Source organism: Variovorax sp. PAMC26660, from assembly GCF_014302995.1.
In the GTDB taxonomy this organism is placed as follows: domain Bacteria; phylum Pseudomonadota; class Gammaproteobacteria; order Burkholderiales; family Burkholderiaceae_C; genus Variovorax.
Window position 1 is genome coordinate 1,937,337 of the sequence record NZ_CP060295.1, and the last position, 15,588, is coordinate 1,952,924.

Genomic DNA, 15,588 nt, shown 5'->3' on the forward strand with positions numbered 1-15,588 from the left:
CATGAGCACCTCGATGGACCTGATCAAGCCGCTGGTCACGCTGGTGGCCATCGTCAATCCGCTGGCCATCGTGCCCTTCTTCATCCACTACACGCAGGGGTACACCGACGCCCAGCGTCGCCACACGGTGCGCATGTCGGCGTTCAGCGCATTCGTCGTCATCGCAGTGAGCGCGCTGATCGGGCTGCAGTTGCTGTCCTTCTTCGGCATCTCGATCGCGAGCTTCCAGGTCGGCGGCGGCCTGCTGTTGTTGATGAGTTCGCTCTCGATGCTGAACGCGCAACCTGCCGAGAGCAAAACCAACGTCGAAGAGCTGCGCGCCACCGAAGTGAAGGCGTCGATGGGCGCCTCCATCGCGGTGGTGCCCCTCACGATTCCGCTGCTCACCGGGCCGGCCGCCATCTCCACGGTGGTGATCTACGCCGACAAGGCGCAGCACCTGTGGGAACTGGCGGTGCTGGTCGGCTACGGCGTGGTGGTCGCGCTGGCCACCGCCCTCGCCTTTTCGCTCGCCCAGCCGATCGCGCGCGTGCTCGGCAAGACCGGCATCAACATCATGACGCGGCTGATGGGCTTGATACTCGCGGCGCTCGCGGTCGAAGTGATGGCCGACGGGCTGGGCAAGCTGTTCCCGATCCTGTCGAAGATCGGCTGAACCGATCCGATCGGCTGGTTCGATCAGCCCAGCATCTTCTCGATGACCCGCCAGTGCGCGGGCTCGACCGGCGTGATCGACAGCCGGTTGCCCTTGCGCAACACGATCAGCTCGGCCAGCTCGGGTTTGGCGCGCAGCTCGGGCAGCGCCAGAAGGCGGGTCTTGCGCACCGCCTGCACATCCACCAGAAGCCAGCGCGGATCGTCCTTCTTCGCACCCGCGTCGTAGTACGGCGACTTCGCGTCGAACTGCGTGGGATCGGGTTTGATGCCCGAGGCCACCCGCGCGATGCCGGCAATGCCCGGCTCGGGGCAGCTCGAGTGATAGAACAGCACGCCGTCGCCGAGCTTCATGCCATCGCGCATGAAGTTGCGCGCCTGGTAGTTGCGCACGCCGGTCCACGCCACGGTGGCATCGGGCGCGGCGAGCGCGTCGTCGATCGAGACCTCGTCGGGCTCGGATTTCATCAACCAGTACTGGGGCATGGCGGGCTCGTGCTGAGAGTTTGCCGCAAATATAAACCTGGACGCCTCGACCGCGGAACACCGCGGAACCGGCTTTGCCGGGCCGCTGGTGTTGCCCCCGGCGATGGGCGACACGCAGTGCGCGAAGCCTGGGGGAGAGCCCAGTTATGGCGTCACGTAGTCAGACACAACGACCCACTTGCCGTCCTTGATCTGCGACAGCCGCGACTGGTCGTTGCCCAGCCGCTTGGTCGCGGTGTAGGTGCTCTTCGGGCTGCCGAACATGTCGGGCTCGAAGGTGATGCCGTCCATCGCCTTGATGAAGCTGTCGGTCGTGAGGTTCGGCCCGGCCTTCTGCGCCGCCTTGATGAACGAATCGATGATCACGTAGCCGTACACCGAGAACACGGTCGGGTCTTCGTTGAACTTGGTCTTGTACTTGTTGGCCCAGAAGCGCAGCGGCTGCGACTGCTCGTCGGTGTAGGGGTTCTGCACCGTCATCGTGGCGTAGACGCCGTCCATGGCCTTGCCGCCCAGCTTGTGGATCAGGTCGGTGTACGCCGCGCTCGAACCGATGAAGGTCGGATTGAAGCCGGTCTTGCGCGCTTCGCTCACGGTGCCGATGGTCTCGCGGATGATGGTGCCGAGCACCACGAGGTCGCAGTTGGCGGCCTTCATCTTCGCGACCTGCGAGCTGAAGTCGGTGGCACCGCGCTTGAACGAGGTCTTCTCGGCCAGCTCCATGCCCGCAGCCTTCACACCCGCCTCGGCGCCGCGCTGCACTTCGAGCCCGAACTCGTCGTCCTGGTAGATCGTGCAGACCTTCTTGGCGCCCTTGTCCTTGATCATCTTCGGCAGGGCCAGGCGGATCTGGTCGAAGTAGGTGGCGGCAAACGAATACTTGAGCCGGTTCAGCGGCTCGTACATTTCGCGCGCCGCGGTGATCGGCATGTAGTTGATGATGTTCTTGTCGAACTGCACCGGCATCGCCGCCATGTTCTGCGCCGTGCCGATGTGGCCGGCCATGATGAAAATCTTTTCCTGGTTCACCAGCTTCTGCGCCGCCAGCACCGCCTTCTTCGGGTCATAGCCCGAGTCCTCGACGAAGAGCTTGAGCTTGCGCCCATTGATGTTGCCCTGCTCATTGAGTTCGTCCACGCGCAACTGCATGCCGTTGCGTGCCTGCTTGCCGAAGCCCGCGAGCGGGCCCGACAAGTCCTGAATGGTGCCGATGCGGATCTCGTCCTTGGTCACGCCCTGTTGCTGCTGCGCGGACGCGAGCGTCGCGGCCAGGCCCAGCACGGCCAGCGCCGTCAATGTCTTGAGCTTCATGCGGTTGTCTCCTCGGGTTGACGAAAAAAACGGATCTGCAATGTTTCGGTCGGGTCAGCGGTACATGGCCTCGATGCGCGCTGCGTACTTGGTCTGCACCAGCTTGCGCTTGAGCTTCATCGTCGGCGTGAGCTCTTCGTCTTCGGCACTGAGCTGCGTTTCGAGCAGAAAGAACTTCTTGATCTGCTCGACACGCGCAAACCTGGCGTTGACGCGATCGATCTCGCCCTGGATCAGGTCCAGCACTTCCTGCGTGCGCGTCAGGCTCTCGTAGTTGCTGAACGGCACGTCGTTGTCTTGCGCAAACTTCTCGACGTTCTCCTGGTCGATCATGACGATCACCGTGAGGTAGGGCTTCTTGTCGCCGATCACCACGGCATCGGTGATGTAGAGGCTGAACTTGAGTTCGTTCTCCAGCTCGCTCGGCGTCACGTTCTTCCCGCCTGCCGTGATGATGATGTCTTTCATGCGGTCGGTGATGCGGAAATACCCGTCCTCGTCCATCACGCCGACGTCGCCGGTGTGCAGCCAGCCGTCGGCATCGATGGTCTCGGCGGTCTTCTCGGGAAGGTTGAGGTAACCCATGAAGACATTGGGGCCGCGCACCAGAATTTCGCCGGTGGTCGGCTCGATGCGCACCTCGTTGTAGCCGGTGGCCGGGCCGATGGAGCCGGGCTTGATGCGGCTGGCCGGCACCGCCGTCGAGGCGCCGCACGACTCGGTCATGCCCCACACCTCCAGCATCGGCACACCGAGCGCCAGATACCACTTGACCAGCTCGGGCGAGATCGGCGCCGCGCCCGTCACGAGAAAGCGCGCACGGTGGATGCCGATGAGCTTGCGTGCGTTGTCCAGCGCCAGCAGCCGCGCGAGCCTGAACTTGAGCTTGAGCCCCGCGCCGACGGATTCGCCAGCCAGCACTTTCGCCGCGATGGTTTCGCCCACGCCGATGCTCCACTTGTAGGCGGCCTGCTGCAGCGGGCTGGCTTCCTTCAGCGCGATCATCACGCCCGAGTAGAACTTCTCCCACACGCGCGGCACCGCCGTGAACACGGTAGGCGCGATCTCGCGCACGTTCTCCGGCACCGTCTCGGGGTTCTCGACGAAGTTGAGGATGGAGCCGGTGTACATCGCGAAGTACTCGCCGCCCATGCGCTCGGCGATGTGGCACAGCGGCAGGAAGCACATGCGCTCGTCTTTCTCGTCCTGCGCGATGAGCGTGTTGTAGCCGCGCGCGGTGTAGACCAGCCCGGCGTGGCTGTGCATGGCGCCCTTGGGCTTGCCGGTGGTGCCCGAGGTGTAGACGAGGATGGCGAGGTCTTCCGGGCGGCACGCCGCCACGCGGCGCTCGACGGCCTGCGGATCGCCGGCAAGGTGCGTGCGGCCGAGCGCGCGCAGCGCATCGAGGCTCATCACCGCCGCGTCGTCGAGGTCGCGCAGGCCCTCCATGTCGAACACGATCACGCGGCGCAGGCCCGGCAGGCCGGCGCGCACTTCGAGCGCCTTGTCGAGCTGCTCGTCGTCTTCCACGAAGAGGATGGTGGTGCGCGAGTCTTCGCACAGGTAGTGCACCTGCGAGGCCGCGTCGGTCGGGTAGATGCCGTTGGACACGCCGCCGCAACTGAGCACGGCCAGGTCGGCCAGCACCCATTCGATGACGGTGTTGGAAAGGATGGACGCGCACTCGCCCGGCGCGAAGCCGATAGCCATGAGCCCGGCCGCGATCTCGCGCACGGCGTCGGCCGTCTGGTGCCAGCTCCAGGTGCGCCAGATGCCCAGCTCTTTCTGCCGCATCCAGACGGTGTCGCCGCGTTGCTTCACGGCGTTCCAGAACATGGCGGGAATGGTGTCGCCGGGCACGACGATGTCGAGCCGGGGTTCGAAGGTGTTGACGTCCCAGAGTCCTTGCATGGCGCCTATCTCCAGGTCTTCTTCTTTTTCCAGCGCCGCTCGCCGCGCACGCCGTCGTCTTTCACGCCGAGGTAGAACTCCTTGATGTCTTCCTTTTCGCGCAGGCGTTCGCAGGAGTCTTCCATCACGATGCGGCCGTTCTCGAGCACGTAGCCGTGGTCGGCGGCATTGAGGGCCATGTTGGCGTTCTGTTCGACCAGCAGGATGGTGGTGCCGCGCTCGCGGTTGATGCGCACGACGATCTCGAAGATTTCTTTCGTCAGCTTGGGGCTGAGGCCGAGGCTCGGTTCGTCCAGAAGAATGAGATGCGGCGCAGCCATGATGGCGCGCGAGATCGCCAGCATCTGCTGCTGGCCGCCGGAGAGCAGGCCGGCATCCTGCGTGGCGCGTTCACGCAGGATGGGGAAGTAGGTGTAGACGGTCTCCATGTCGTGCGCCACGCCGTCGCGGTCCTTGCGGGTGTAGGCGCCCATCAGCAGGTTGCCTTTCACCGACAGCAGCGGGAACACTTCGCGGCCTTCGGGTACGTGGCTCAGGCCTTGCTGGACGATGTACGCGGGGTCCTTGGCGGTGATGTCCTTGCCCTGGAATTCGATGCTGCCTTTTCGCGGGTCGATGATGCCGGAGATGGTCTTGAGGATCGTTGTCTTGCCTGCGCCGTTGGAGCCGAGCACCGTCGCGATTTCGCCTTGCCTGACTTTCAGGCTGACGCCTCGGATGGCCTTGATGGGGCCGTAGGCGCTTTCTACGTTCAGGAGCTGGAGTACGACGTCGCTCATTTTTTTGCGCCTTCGTTCGTCGGGGAACGGCGTTGGGGTCCCTGTCCCCGGTGGGCCGACGTCACCGGCCCACCGGGGACAGGGCCCCCAACGCCGTGGACAAGCACAGGGCGAACACCCCACAGCCGAGCCCGGTGTGCGGTGCGGGGTGGGCGCCCCCTCTGCGCCGCCGAGGAGCGCAGCGTTTCGCGGATCAGGGCTCGCAGCTGTTTGAGCCGCAGGCGAGTTCTGCGAGACCCCGCGAAACGCGAGCACCGCAGGGAAGCCCGAAGGGCCGGCGCAGCGGGGGAGCACACACCGTGCCGCATACCGGGCGCTTCCAAAGAGGTAGCGAACAGATCACTCACGCCACCACCCTCCTCAAACTGCTCACGTCATCCACAGTCCCAAGATAGGCCTCGATCACCCGCGAATCCGCCTGTACCTCGCGCGGCGTGCCAGTAGCCAGCACCTCGCCCATGTTCATCGCAAGCACGCGGTCCGACACCTTCGACACCAGAGACATATCGTGCTCGACCATCAACACAGACACACCCAGTTCATGCTGGATGTCCTGAATCCAGAACGCCATGTCGGCCGTCTCTTCGACATTCAAACCGGATGACGGTTCATCGAGCAACAGCAGCTTCGGCTCGGTGCACAGCGCACGCGCCAGTTCCACCACCTTGCGCACGCCATAGGGCAGCCCCGCCACCATCGAGTCGCGATGGTGCTGCAGGTCCAGCAGCTCGATCACCTGCTCCGCCTTCTCCCGCGCCGCAATCTCGGCACGCCGCGTGGCGGGCGTGAAGAAGACCTCGCTCCAGAAGCCCGTTTGCCGGTGCGTGTGCCGACCGATCAGCAGGTTGTGCAGCACCGTCGCATGTTCGAAGAGTTCGATGTTCTGGAAGGTGCGCGCAATGCCGAGCGCGGCAATCGCATGCGGCGCCTGCTGTGTCAGCGCTATGGGGCCTCCCGCTTCGCCATGCCACGTGATCTCGCCGGTGGTCGGCGTGTAGATGCGGCTGATGAGGTTGAACACTGTCGTCTTGCCCGCGCCGTTCGGTCCGATCAAAGTGAAGACCTCGCCGCGCCGCACATCGAAGCTCACCTTGTTGACCGCAAGCACGCCGCCGAAGCGCACGCTCAGGTCCTTCGCGGAAAGGAGGATGTCGTTGCTGCTCATCTCAGCCGATCCGACTTGGTGAACGACTTCTGCCGCTTGAACAAACCCTTGCGGTAGAACGGAAAGAGCTGCAGCCAGGTGCGTATCTTCAGCCAGCGCCCGTACAGCCCCAGCGGCTCGAACAGCACGAACGCGATCAGCACCAGGCCATACACCAGCCCCTGCAGGCCCGGCGCCTGGCCGATGACCGCCGGCAACCAGTCCTTGCCCATCGAGATCAACTGCGGCATCGCGATCAGGAAGATCGCGCCGAGGAATGCGCCGTGCACCGAGCCCAGCCCGCCGATCACCACCATCAGCAGCAGGTCGATCGATTGAAGGATGCTGAACTGGTCGGGCGAAATGAAGCTCAGCTTGTGTGCATACAACGCACCGCCCAAACCGGCGAGCGCCGCCGAGATCGCGAACGACATGGTCTTGTAGCGCGCGAGATGGATGCCCATGCTCTGCGCCGAGATTTCCGAATCGCGGATCGCGACGAAGGCACGCCCCGTCGGCGAGCGCAGCAGGTTCAGGATGCCGAGCGTGGCCAGCACCGCCACCACCAGGCACAGAAAGTAGAAGCCATCGCCCGAGCCCAGCGACCAGCCGAAGATTTCCGGCGACTTCACGTGCAGCCCGGCGTTGCCGCCCGTCACGCTCTCCCAGCGCGCGAACACCTCTTCGACGATGAAGCCGAAGGACAGCGTGGCAATGCCGAGGTAGATGCCTTTCACACGCAGCGCCGGCAAGGCGACCACCACGCCCACCGCCGCCGACAGCGCCGCAGCCGCAATCAGCGCCAGCGGAAACGGCACCCCGAGATTGGTCAACACGCCCTGCGTGTACGCCCCAGCCCCCAGAAAGGCCGCATGCCCGATGGAGAACTGCCCAGTGAACCCCGCCAGCAGCATCAGTCCCAGACCGACGATGCCGTAGATCAGCACGAAGGTCAGCTGCGCCAGCCAGTACTCGTCGATGGCCCACGGCGCGGCAACGAGGAACGCAATGAGCAGGCTGTACCAGAGCACGTGGCCGCCGTGCCGCGCGAGACGGATGTCCTGGTCGTAGCTGGTCTTGAAGATGAAGCGCATGTGAGACTTACACCTTCTTGCGCAGCTTTTCGCCGAACAGACCGTTGGGCTTGATCATGAGCATCAGCAGCACCACGATGTACGGCGCCGTGTCCTTGAAACCATCGGGCAGGTAGAAGCCCGCGAACGACTCGACGATGCCGATGACGAGCCCGCCGACGATCGCGCCCGGCAGGCTGCCGAAGCCACCCACCACCGCTGCCGGAAAGGCCTTGAGCCCGATGAAACCCATGTTCGCGTGCACGAAGGTGATGGGCGCGAGCAGCATGCCGGCAATGGCGGCGACGGCCGCCGCGAGCCCCCACACCAGCCCGTTGAGCCGTTTCACCGGAATGCCCATGTAGTAGGCCGCGAGCTGGTTCTGCGACGAGGCCTGCATCGCGATGCCGAGCTTGCTGTAGCGGAACATCGCGAACAGCAGCGCGCAAAGAATGGCCGTGGCAATGATGATCGCCAGTTGTTCGAGGTTGACCACCAGCTCGCCCAGCTTCCAGATCTGGTCCTTGTAGGGCACGGCCAGCGTGTGGGTCTCGGTGCCGATGCCGGGCACCATCGTGATGACGCCGCGCGCCACATACGCAATGCCGATGGTGAGCATGACGATGGAGAACTGCGGCTGCCCCAGGATCGGGCGGATCACCACCAGCTCCAGCAGCACGCCGAAGGCGGCCATTGCCACCACTGCGAGGATGGCCGCAAGCCAGAAGGGAAGGCCGAACAGCGACATGCCAGCGAACGCGCCGAAGGCACCGAGCATCATCAGGTCGCCCTGCGCAAAGCTCACCGTTTCGGTGGCCTTGTAGATCAGCACGAAGCCCAGTGCGATCAGGCCGTAGATGCAACCTTGTGCAATGCCCGACAGCAGGAGTTGGAGGATCTGCATGGGGCCCCTGTGTGCTTACTGTCGGAAGCCACCGGCCGCGTCGTGCAGCGCGAGGCGGCGAGAGCCGGCCACGATGTCGCTGGGCTTGAGGCCGTAGACCTGGCGGATCGAATGACTGAAGTGCGTCGAATCGGGGTAGCCGGTGTCGAGCGCGATGTCGGTCAGCGTGGCGCTCTGGCGCACATAACGCAGCAGGCTGCGCGCGCGCTTCCAGGCACGGAAGGCGCGGAACGCCATGCCGGTTTCCTGCTTGAACAGGTGCAGGAAGCGCGAGAACGAGAGGTTCACCGAGGCCGCGCAGTCTTCGGCCGAGGTGGGTGCGGCCGGGTCGGCGTTGATGGTGTCGATGACCTTGCGGATGCGCGCGTCGAGCGCACGCGGCGCCAGCGCCCCACCGAAGAACAGCGCGTCGAAATCGAAACCGTCGAAGCTCAGCATGCGGCCCGAGGCGGCGAGCAGGTGCGCATGGGCATTGCGCACGCGCTGCACGAACTCGGGTGCATCGACCGGCCCGCAGTGCTGCATGAAGGCGGGCATGCGCCCGGGGTCGACCGATTCGGATTCGATCAGCAGGTTGAAGATCAGCGGATGCGCGCTCTCGACATGGTGCGGCACATGCGGCGGCACCACGATCAGCTCGCCCGATTGCCAGGCCCCGCCACCGATGCGGATGCGGTTCGGCGGCGCACCAGTGGGCGACACGTACACGCCATGGCCGCCCATCGTGCGCTCGGCGGCCGCGCCGAGCAGCCCGGCGTAGAACACGCGCTGCGGCGCCAGCCACATCAGGCGTTCGCCCTGCCGTGCGTCGCCGCTGTGAGGCGGCGCCGTCCTTGTTCGCTGCATGGTGTTTGTCTCCTGCATCGTTCAACTGCCAACCGGTGGATGGCGTCGCGTTCGCTGGATCGTAGCGGCGCGAGCCGCCCGCGCGGCACCCATTTGCGCGGGGACTTTCCCTAGGCCGACGCGAACGCGCGCCGCAACTCTGTGGCGCAAAGCGCCACCGCGGTGTTGGCCTCGTCGAGCACCTTGCCCATGGGCACGAAGCCATGGATCTGCCGCTCGAAGCAGACATACATCGCGCGATTGCCCGCGGCGGTGAGCGCCTCCGCGTAGGCCAGCCCTTCGTCGCGCAGCGGGTCGTAGCCGGCGGTGATCACCAGTGCCGGCGGCAGCTTCGACAGGTCGGGGTGCAGCAACGGCGAAGCGCGCCAGTCGAGGTCATGCTTGGGGTCGGTGATGTAGTGATCGTGGAAGTACTTGATGGTGTCGCTGGTCAACAGATAGCCCTGCCCGTTGCTCTGGTGCGAGGGGTGCACGCGGCGCATGTCGGTGGCCGGGTAGATCAGCAACTGGAAGGCGATGGGCAGGTCGCCCGCATCGCGCGCGGCAATCGACACCACGGCCGCGAGGTTGCCGCCCGCGCTGTCGCCGCCCACGGCAAGGCGGCTCGCATCGAGCCCCAGCGTCGCGGCCTCGCGGCGCACCCAGCGGGTGGCGGCCAGCACGTCGTCGACGGCAGCGGGAAAGCGGTGCTCCGGTCCCATGCGGTAGTCGACCGCGACCACTGCGCAGCCGGCGCCGTTGGCCAGTTCGCGGCACACCACGTCGTGCGTGTCGAGGTCACCGATGACCCAGCCGCCACCGTGGTAGTACACCAGCACCGGCAGCGGGCCGGCGCCCGAACCCAAGGGCCGGTACAGGCGCACCGGGATGGTGCCGTGCGGGCCGTCCGCCGCGAGGTCGCGCACTTCGGCCACCTCTGCGGGCAACGGCTGCGTGGCGGTGCGCCGCTCGCGATAGAAAGCCCGCGCATCGGCGGGCGACAGGGTATGGGTCGGCGGGATGCCGCGCGCCTCGATGAAGTCGAGCAAGGCGCGCGCCTGGGGATGCAGCATGGTGTCTCCGGTGGATCGAGCGAACGCCCAGTGTGGAGTGCATCGCGCATGCGTGGTATCCGCATGCACCCGCATCCACCGGCGTTCTGGCAGGAGTCCGCACCATTGCACGCGCCTGTGCGGCGCGGCTTGCGAAAACTGGCTACACCTGTCGCACAGGCTCCCTCAGGCCTTGCGCGGCTTCACGCGCGAAGCGGCCTCTTTGGCCAGCTTGCGGGCCGTGTCGGTATCGGCCGCATGCACCAGCGCCACGCCCATGCGGCGCTTGACGAAGCTCTCGGGCTTGCCGAACAGGCGGATGTCGCTGCCGGGCACCTGCAGCGCCTCGGCCACGCCGTCGAAGGCGATGCCGGTGGCGTCGACACCGCCATAGATCACCGCGCTGGCGCCGGGGCTCTTGAGCGAGGTGTCGACCGGCAGGCCGAGGATGGCGCGGGCATGCAGCTCGAATTCGTTCTGCCACTGCGTGGCCATGGTCACCATGCCGGTGTCGTGCGGGCGCGGGCTGACTTCGCTGAACCAGACCTCGTCGCCCTTCACGAACAGCTCGACGCCGAACAGGCCCTGCCCGCCCAGGTCGGCCGTGACGGCCTGCGCGATCTCTTGCGCCTTCTGCAGCGCGGCCGGCGCCATGGGGTGCGGCTGCCAGCTTTCCACGTAGTCGCCGCTCACCTGCACGTGGCCGATGGGGTCGCAGAACTTGGTTTCCACGGCACCGGCCGCGTCTTTCGCGCGGACGGTGAGCAGCGTGATCTCGTAGTCGAAGTCGATGAAGCCCTCGACGATCACGCGGCCGTGGCTCACGCGGCCACCGGCCATGGCGTAGTCCCAGGCCTTCTGCACGTCGGCGGGGCCGTCGATCTTGCTCTGGCCCTTGCCGGAGCTGCTCATCACCGGCTTGACGATGCAGGGGTAGCCGATGCCTTCGTCGATGGCGGCCTGCAGCTCGCCCAGCGAGTCGCAGAACTTGTAGGGGCTGGTCGGCACGCCCAGCGTTTCGGCGGCCAGGCGGCGGATGCCTTCGCGGTCCATCGTCAGGCGGGCGGCGCGGGCCGTGGGAATGACGCGCACCACGCCCGCGTCTTCGAGCTGCTGCAGCATCTGCGTGGCGATGGCCTCGATCTCGGGCACCACCAGCGTGGGCTTTTCGGCCTCGATGAGCGCCTTGAGCGCCTCGGGGTCGCTCATGGTGATGGTGCGCGCATGGTGCGCCACCTGCTGGCCGGGGGCGTTCTCATAGCGGTCGACCGCGATGGTCTCGACGCCCAGGCGCTGCAGGGCAATCAGCACCTCCTTGCCGAGCTCACCGGAGCCGAGCAGCATCACGCGGGTGGCAGAGGGGGAAAGGGGGGTGCCGAGGGTGGTCATGGTCGAAGTCGAAAAGAGAGAAGAAAAAGCAACCGCCGCACTGTAAGCCACCCGTGTCACGCGCGGCAACGGCGCCCCGGTGGGGCTGCTTCACAATCGATGTCCTGCCGCGGTGGCGGCCTCGCGCGCCACCCGCTCCCCGCATTCTTTTTTATTTCCCCAAGGAGTTTTTTCATGGCTATCCAGACTGTCGGCATCATCGGTGCCGGAACAATGGGCAACGGCATCGCGCAGGCCTGCGCAGTGGCCGGCGTGAAGGTGGTGATGGTCGACATCGCCCAGGCGGCCGTCGACAAAGGCCTGGCCACGGTGTCGGGCAGCCTCGACCGCCTGATCAAGAAGGAAAAGCTCACCGCCGAGCAGAAGGCCGCCGCGCTGGCGCTCATCAAGGGCTCGACCAACTACGACGACCTGAAGAGCGCGCAACTCGTGATCGAAGCGGCCACCGAGAACCACGCGCTCAAGCTCAAGATCCTCAAGCAGGTCGACGACATGCTGGCGCCCGAGGTGATCATTGCCTCGAACACCTCGTCGATCTCGATCACCCAGCTCGCGGCTGCCACCTCGCGCCCCGACCGCTTCATCGGCATGCACTTCTTCAACCCGGTGCCGATGATGGCGCTGGTGGAGCTGATTCGCGGCTACCTCACGAGCGACGCCACGCATGACGCGGTGAAGGAACTCGCCGTGCGCCTTGGCAAGTCGCCGATCACGGTGAAGAACGCGCCGGGCTTCGTGGTCAACCGCATCCTGGTGCCGATGATCAACGAGGCCTTCTTCGTGCTGTCCGAAGGCATTGCCACGGCAGAAGACATCGACGCCGGCATGAAGCTGGGCTGCAACCAGCCCATCGGCCCGCTGGCGCTGGCCGACATGATCGGCCTCGATGTGTGCCTGGCGGTGATGGAGGTGTACCTCGACCAGTTCGGCGACTCCAAGTACCGCCCCTGCCCGCTGCTGAAGGAAATGGTCGCTGCGGGCCAACTGGGCCGCAAGACCGGACGCGGCGTCTACACCTACTGAGCCCACAACAAGAAGAACCCGGAGACAAAGACTCAATGACCGCCACGCCCACCTCCCCGCCCGCAGAAGGCTGCATCGACACCCAGGTGCTCGACCACGTGCTGCTGATCGGCATCAACCGCCCCGCCAAGCGCAACGGCTGGACGCCGCCGATGTTCAAGCAGCTGGCCGAGGCCTACACCCGCCTGGACGACGACCCGACGCTGCGCGTGGGCGTGCTGCATGCCTTCGGCGACCACTTCACGGCGGGCCTCGACCTGCCGGCGGTGACCGAGTACATGAAGCGCGGCGAGAAGGCGATTCCCGCCGGGCTGGTGGAGCCGCACGACTTCGGCCTGCCCGACTACCGCCGCCGCACCAAGCCGATGGTGGTGGCCGTCAAGGGCATCTGCTTCACGGTCGGCATCGAGCTGATGCTGGGCGCCGACATCGTGGTGGCGGCCGACAACTGCCGCTTCTCGCAGATGGAAGTGCAGCGCGGCATCATGGCCACAGGCGGCGCCACGCTGCGCATGGCCGAGCGCGCGGGCGTGGGCAACGCGATGCTGCACCTGCTGACGGCGGACGAGTTCGACAGTGCCGAGGCGTACCGCCTCAACTTCGTGCAGAAGGTGGTGCCGGCCGGGCAGGAGCTCGACGCGGCACTCGCCATTGCGCAACGCATCGCGGCGCAGGCGCCGCTGGCGGTGGTGGCCACGCGGCTCAACGTCATCAAGGCCGTCGAGCAGGGGCCGCTCGCGGCCGTGTCGGAGTTCATCGAAACACAGAAGCGGCTGTCGAACAGCGAGGACGCGGCCGAAGGCGTTCGCTCCTTTGTCGAGCGCCGTCCCGCGCGCTTCAGCGGCCGTTGATGCAGTTGTCGATGAACACCCCAGGAAAAACCACCATGACCTTTTTTGCACGCACGGCGCTTGCTGCCGCCGCCTTCACCCTGCTTGCCGTGAACACCTCCAACGCTCAGACGCCCGCGCCCGCCGCGCTGCCCGACCCCGCGGCCACCTCGGTCGAGGCCATGGGCTGGATGCAGGGCTTTCCGCCCGCACCCGACAAGCTGATCACCTTCGACAACCCGGCCGGCGGCGTGTTTCCGCGCACCCGCTGGAGCTTCTCGCACGTGCGCGAGACGGTGCCCACCGCCAACGTGTGGCGCGGCCCCGGCGCGGCCAGCCCGCTGCCATCGGCCACGCCGCGCTTCGACATCGAGAAGGTCACGTTCAAGCCTCTGGGAGGTACAGGTGACGCGACGATGAACTTCGCCCAGATGATTTCGGGCACCTACACCGACGGCATTCTGGTGATGCACCGCGGCAAGGTGCTCTACGAGAAGTACTTCGGCGCGCTGTCGCCCGAACGGCCGCACATCGCGATGTCGGTCACCAAGTCCTTCGTGGGCACGCTGGCCGCCATCCTTGCGGACGAAGGCAAGCTGGACCCGGCCGCGCCGGTCACCAAGTACCTGCCCGAGCTGAAAGACACGGCCTATGGCGACGCCACCGTGCGCCAGGTGATGGACATGACGGTCGGCGTGCACTACTCCGAGAACTACGCCGACCCGAAGGCCGAGATCTGGGACTACGCGCGCGCCGGCGGCATGCTCACGCAGGGCCAGAACTACACCGGCCCGAAGTCGTTCTACGAATTCCTCGTCACGCTGAAGAAGGAAGGCGAGCACGGCGATGCCTTCGCCTACAAGACCGTCAACGCCGAAGTGCTGGCCTGGATCGTGCGCCGCGCCAGCAACCAGTCGCTGGCCGACCTGCTGAGCGAGAAGATCTGGCGCCGCATCGGCGCCGAGCAGGACGCCTACTTCATGGTCGACCGCATCGGCACCGAGTCGGGCGGCGGCGGCCTGAACACCGTGCTGCGCGACCTGGCGCGCTTCGGCGAGACCATGCGCAACGACGGGCGAGCGTCCAACGGGCAGCAAGCCATTCCGAAGGCGGTGGTGGCAGACATCCGGCGCGGCGGCGATCCGGCCAAGTTCGTCAAGGCCGGCTATGCGCTGCTGCCGGGCTGGTCGTACCGCGACATGTGGTGGGTCTCGAACAACCCGCATGGTGCCTACATGGCACGCGGCATCCACGGCCAGAGCATCTATGTGGACCCGAAGGCAGAAATGGTGATCGTGCGCTATGCCTCGCACCCGATTGCGGCCAACGGCGGCAATGACCCGCTGACGCTGCCGGCGTTCCAGGCGATGGCCGAGGCGCTGATGCGCTGATGCGTTCCCGGGCCTTGCGGCCCGGGTGTCTCACTCAGGTCGTTGCACGCTCGCGTGCGATGACCAGCAGCCCGTCCATGATCAGGCTCTCGACCAGCTCGAAGTGCCCGTTCATGACGGGCGCCATCTTCCAGCCCGCGCCACCGGTCATGTAGCAGGCCGGCTCGGCGCCGCAGTGCGAACGCACGTGCTGCACCATGCGCTCGACGGCACCGGCAATGGCGTAGGTGCCGCCGCTGGTCAGCGCATCGCTGGTGTTGGTGGGGAACTCGCGCACCTCGCCGGTGGGCACGTGCAGGCCCGCCGTGCCCGACTCCAATGCGCGCAGCATGATGCCGTGGCCCGGCAGGATGAGGCCACCGAGAAACTTGCCGCTGGCGTCGATCGCCTCGACCGTGACGGCCGTGCCGATCATCACCACCACCATCGGCCGCGCAAGCCCTTGCGCGAGCATGCGGTGGCGCGCGCCGATCATCGCCACGAAGCGGTCGGCACCCAGGCGTGTCGGATGGTCGTAGCCGTTCACGATGCCGGCCTCGCCCGCGCTCGACACCACCCAGCGCGGTGTGCAGTCGAAGCGCTCGACGATCTGGTCTTCGGCGCGGCGCCGCAGGGTGTCGCCGGCCACCACGCAGCCCAGCATGGCGCCGGGTGCGGGCAGGTCGGCCCAGGGGCCATCGGCCAGCCGTTCGATGTGGTCGAGAAACTCGGCGCCCTGCGCCTGCAACGCGGCGCCGGGATAGGCGCCGTCGTAGAGCGCCCATTTGAGGCGGGTGTTGCCGATGTCGATTGCGAGGAAGGGGGATGCCATGCGCC

At 66.2% G+C, this 15,588-nt stretch carries 15 protein-coding genes; 4 read left to right on the plus strand and 11 right to left on the minus strand.

The window, feature by feature from the left end; translation table 11 throughout:
* The first annotated feature begins 1 nt into the window (after position 1).
* Positions 2-655: a MarC family protein gene (locus H7F35_RS09380; RefSeq protein ID WP_187112617.1), complete on the plus strand. Its 654-nt coding sequence runs from the start codon at positions 2-4 to the stop codon at positions 653-655.
* 23 nt (positions 656-678) lie between these two features.
* On the opposite strand, the gene H7F35_RS09385 is transcribed toward H7F35_RS09380, so the two are convergent.
* The 10 genes from H7F35_RS09385 to purT form a co-directional block, all read right to left on the minus strand.
* Positions 679-1,140 (minus strand): EVE domain-containing protein, encoded by a 462-nt coding sequence (locus H7F35_RS09385; protein ID WP_187112618.1) that lies wholly within the window; start codon positions 1,138-1,140, stop codon positions 679-681.
* Between the two features lie 144 nt (positions 1,141-1,284).
* On the minus strand, positions 1,285-2,451 hold the full coding sequence (locus tag H7F35_RS09390) for an ABC transporter substrate-binding protein (RefSeq protein WP_187112619.1): 1,167 nt from the start codon (positions 2,449-2,451) through the stop codon (positions 1,285-1,287).
* 54 nt (positions 2,452-2,505) lie between these two features.
* A complete protein-coding gene (locus H7F35_RS09395; protein WP_187112620.1) occupies positions 2,506-4,362 on the minus strand; it encodes an AMP-dependent synthetase/ligase in 1,857 nt (618 codons plus the stop codon).
* Between the two features lie 5 nt (positions 4,363-4,367).
* Positions 4,368-5,141, minus strand: coding sequence for an ABC transporter ATP-binding protein (locus H7F35_RS09400; protein ID WP_187112621.1), 774 nt, complete (start codon positions 5,139-5,141; stop codon positions 4,368-4,370).
* A gap of 343 nt (positions 5,142-5,484) precedes the next feature.
* Positions 5,485-6,306, minus strand: coding sequence for an ABC transporter ATP-binding protein (locus H7F35_RS09405; protein ID WP_187112622.1), 822 nt, complete (start codon positions 6,304-6,306; stop codon positions 5,485-5,487).
* A complete protein-coding gene (locus H7F35_RS09410; protein ID WP_187112623.1) occupies positions 6,303-7,379 on the minus strand; it encodes a branched-chain amino acid ABC transporter permease in 1,077 nt (358 codons plus the stop codon). The genes H7F35_RS09405 and H7F35_RS09410 overlap by 4 nt, the downstream gene beginning before the upstream one ends.
* A gap of 7 nt (positions 7,380-7,386) precedes the next feature.
* Positions 7,387-8,262 (minus strand): branched-chain amino acid ABC transporter permease, encoded by an 876-nt coding sequence (locus tag H7F35_RS09415; RefSeq protein ID WP_187112624.1) that lies wholly within the window; start codon positions 8,260-8,262, stop codon positions 7,387-7,389.
* 15 nt (positions 8,263-8,277) lie between these two features.
* On the minus strand, positions 8,278-9,108 hold the full coding sequence (locus H7F35_RS09420; protein ID WP_187112625.1) for a helix-turn-helix domain-containing protein: 831 nt from the start codon (positions 9,106-9,108) through the stop codon (positions 8,278-8,280).
* 110 nt (positions 9,109-9,218) lie between these two features.
* On the minus strand, positions 9,219-10,160 hold the full coding sequence (locus tag H7F35_RS09425; RefSeq protein WP_187112626.1) for an alpha/beta hydrolase: 942 nt from the start codon (positions 10,158-10,160) through the stop codon (positions 9,219-9,221).
* A gap of 165 nt (positions 10,161-10,325) precedes the next feature.
* On the minus strand, positions 10,326-11,528 hold the full coding sequence (purT, locus tag H7F35_RS09430; protein WP_187112627.1) for a formate-dependent phosphoribosylglycinamide formyltransferase: 1,203 nt from the start codon (positions 11,526-11,528) through the stop codon (positions 10,326-10,328).
* Positions 11,529-11,702: 174 nt separating this feature from the next.
* Between purT and H7F35_RS09435 the strand changes: the two genes are divergently transcribed.
* Genes H7F35_RS09435 through H7F35_RS09445 form a run of 3 tightly spaced genes read left to right on the plus strand, consistent with a single transcriptional unit; the run spans position 11,703 to position 14,772 of the window.
* Positions 11,703-12,551 (plus strand): 3-hydroxybutyryl-CoA dehydrogenase, encoded by an 849-nt coding sequence (locus H7F35_RS09435; protein WP_187112628.1) that lies wholly within the window; start codon positions 11,703-11,705, stop codon positions 12,549-12,551.
* Positions 12,552-12,586: 35 nt separating this feature from the next.
* Positions 12,587-13,402 (plus strand): crotonase/enoyl-CoA hydratase family protein, encoded by an 816-nt coding sequence (locus H7F35_RS09440; protein WP_187112629.1) that lies wholly within the window; start codon positions 12,587-12,589, stop codon positions 13,400-13,402.
* Between the two features lie 35 nt (positions 13,403-13,437).
* On the plus strand, positions 13,438-14,772 hold the full coding sequence (locus H7F35_RS09445) for a serine hydrolase domain-containing protein (protein WP_187112630.1): 1,335 nt from the start codon (positions 13,438-13,440) through the stop codon (positions 14,770-14,772).
* A 34-nt stretch (positions 14,773-14,806) separates the two neighbouring features.
* Here the strand turns inward: H7F35_RS09445 and H7F35_RS09450 are convergent, their stop codons facing one another.
* Positions 14,807-15,583, minus strand: coding sequence for a type III pantothenate kinase (locus tag H7F35_RS09450; protein ID WP_187112631.1), 777 nt, complete (start codon positions 15,581-15,583; stop codon positions 14,807-14,809).
* Positions 15,584-15,588 lie beyond the last annotated feature (5 nt).

What these genes read in the sequence shown, in the direction of transcription:
- H7F35_RS09380 (WP_187112617.1), top strand. Translation starts at nt 2, where the DNA reads ATGAGCACCTCGATGGACCTGATCAAGCCGCTGGTCACGCTGGTGGCC.
- H7F35_RS09385 (WP_187112618.1), bottom strand. Translation starts at nt 1,140, where the DNA reads ATGCCCCAGTACTGGTTGATGAAATCCGAGCCCGACGAGGTCTCGATC.
- H7F35_RS09390 (WP_187112619.1), bottom strand. Translation starts at nt 2,451, where the DNA reads ATGAAGCTCAAGACATTGACGGCGCTGGCCGTGCTGGGCCTGGCCGCG.
- H7F35_RS09395 (WP_187112620.1), bottom strand. Translation starts at nt 4,362, where the DNA reads ATGCAAGGACTCTGGGACGTCAACACCTTCGAACCCCGGCTCGACATC.
- H7F35_RS09400 (WP_187112621.1), bottom strand. Translation starts at nt 5,141, where the DNA reads ATGAGCGACGTCGTACTCCAGCTCCTGAACGTAGAAAGCGCCTACGGC.
- H7F35_RS09405 (WP_187112622.1), bottom strand. Translation starts at nt 6,306, where the DNA reads ATGAGCAGCAACGACATCCTCCTTTCCGCGAAGGACCTGAGCGTGCGC.
- H7F35_RS09410 (WP_187112623.1), bottom strand. Translation starts at nt 7,379, where the DNA reads ATGCGCTTCATCTTCAAGACCAGCTACGACCAGGACATCCGTCTCGCG.
- H7F35_RS09415 (WP_187112624.1), bottom strand. Translation starts at nt 8,262, where the DNA reads ATGCAGATCCTCCAACTCCTGCTGTCGGGCATTGCACAAGGTTGCATC.
- H7F35_RS09420 (WP_187112625.1), bottom strand. Translation starts at nt 9,108, where the DNA reads ATGCAGCGAACAAGGACGGCGCCGCCTCACAGCGGCGACGCACGGCAG.
- H7F35_RS09425 (WP_187112626.1), bottom strand. Translation starts at nt 10,160, where the DNA reads ATGCTGCATCCCCAGGCGCGCGCCTTGCTCGACTTCATCGAGGCGCGC.
- purT (WP_187112627.1), bottom strand. Translation starts at nt 11,528, where the DNA reads ATGACCACCCTCGGCACCCCCCTTTCCCCCTCTGCCACCCGCGTGATG.
- H7F35_RS09435 (WP_187112628.1), top strand. Translation starts at nt 11,703, where the DNA reads ATGGCTATCCAGACTGTCGGCATCATCGGTGCCGGAACAATGGGCAAC.
- H7F35_RS09440 (WP_187112629.1), top strand. Translation starts at nt 12,587, where the DNA reads ATGACCGCCACGCCCACCTCCCCGCCCGCAGAAGGCTGCATCGACACC.
- H7F35_RS09445 (WP_187112630.1), top strand. Translation starts at nt 13,438, where the DNA reads ATGACCTTTTTTGCACGCACGGCGCTTGCTGCCGCCGCCTTCACCCTG.
- H7F35_RS09450 (WP_187112631.1), bottom strand. Translation starts at nt 15,583, where the DNA reads ATGGCATCCCCCTTCCTCGCAATCGACATCGGCAACACCCGCCTCAAA.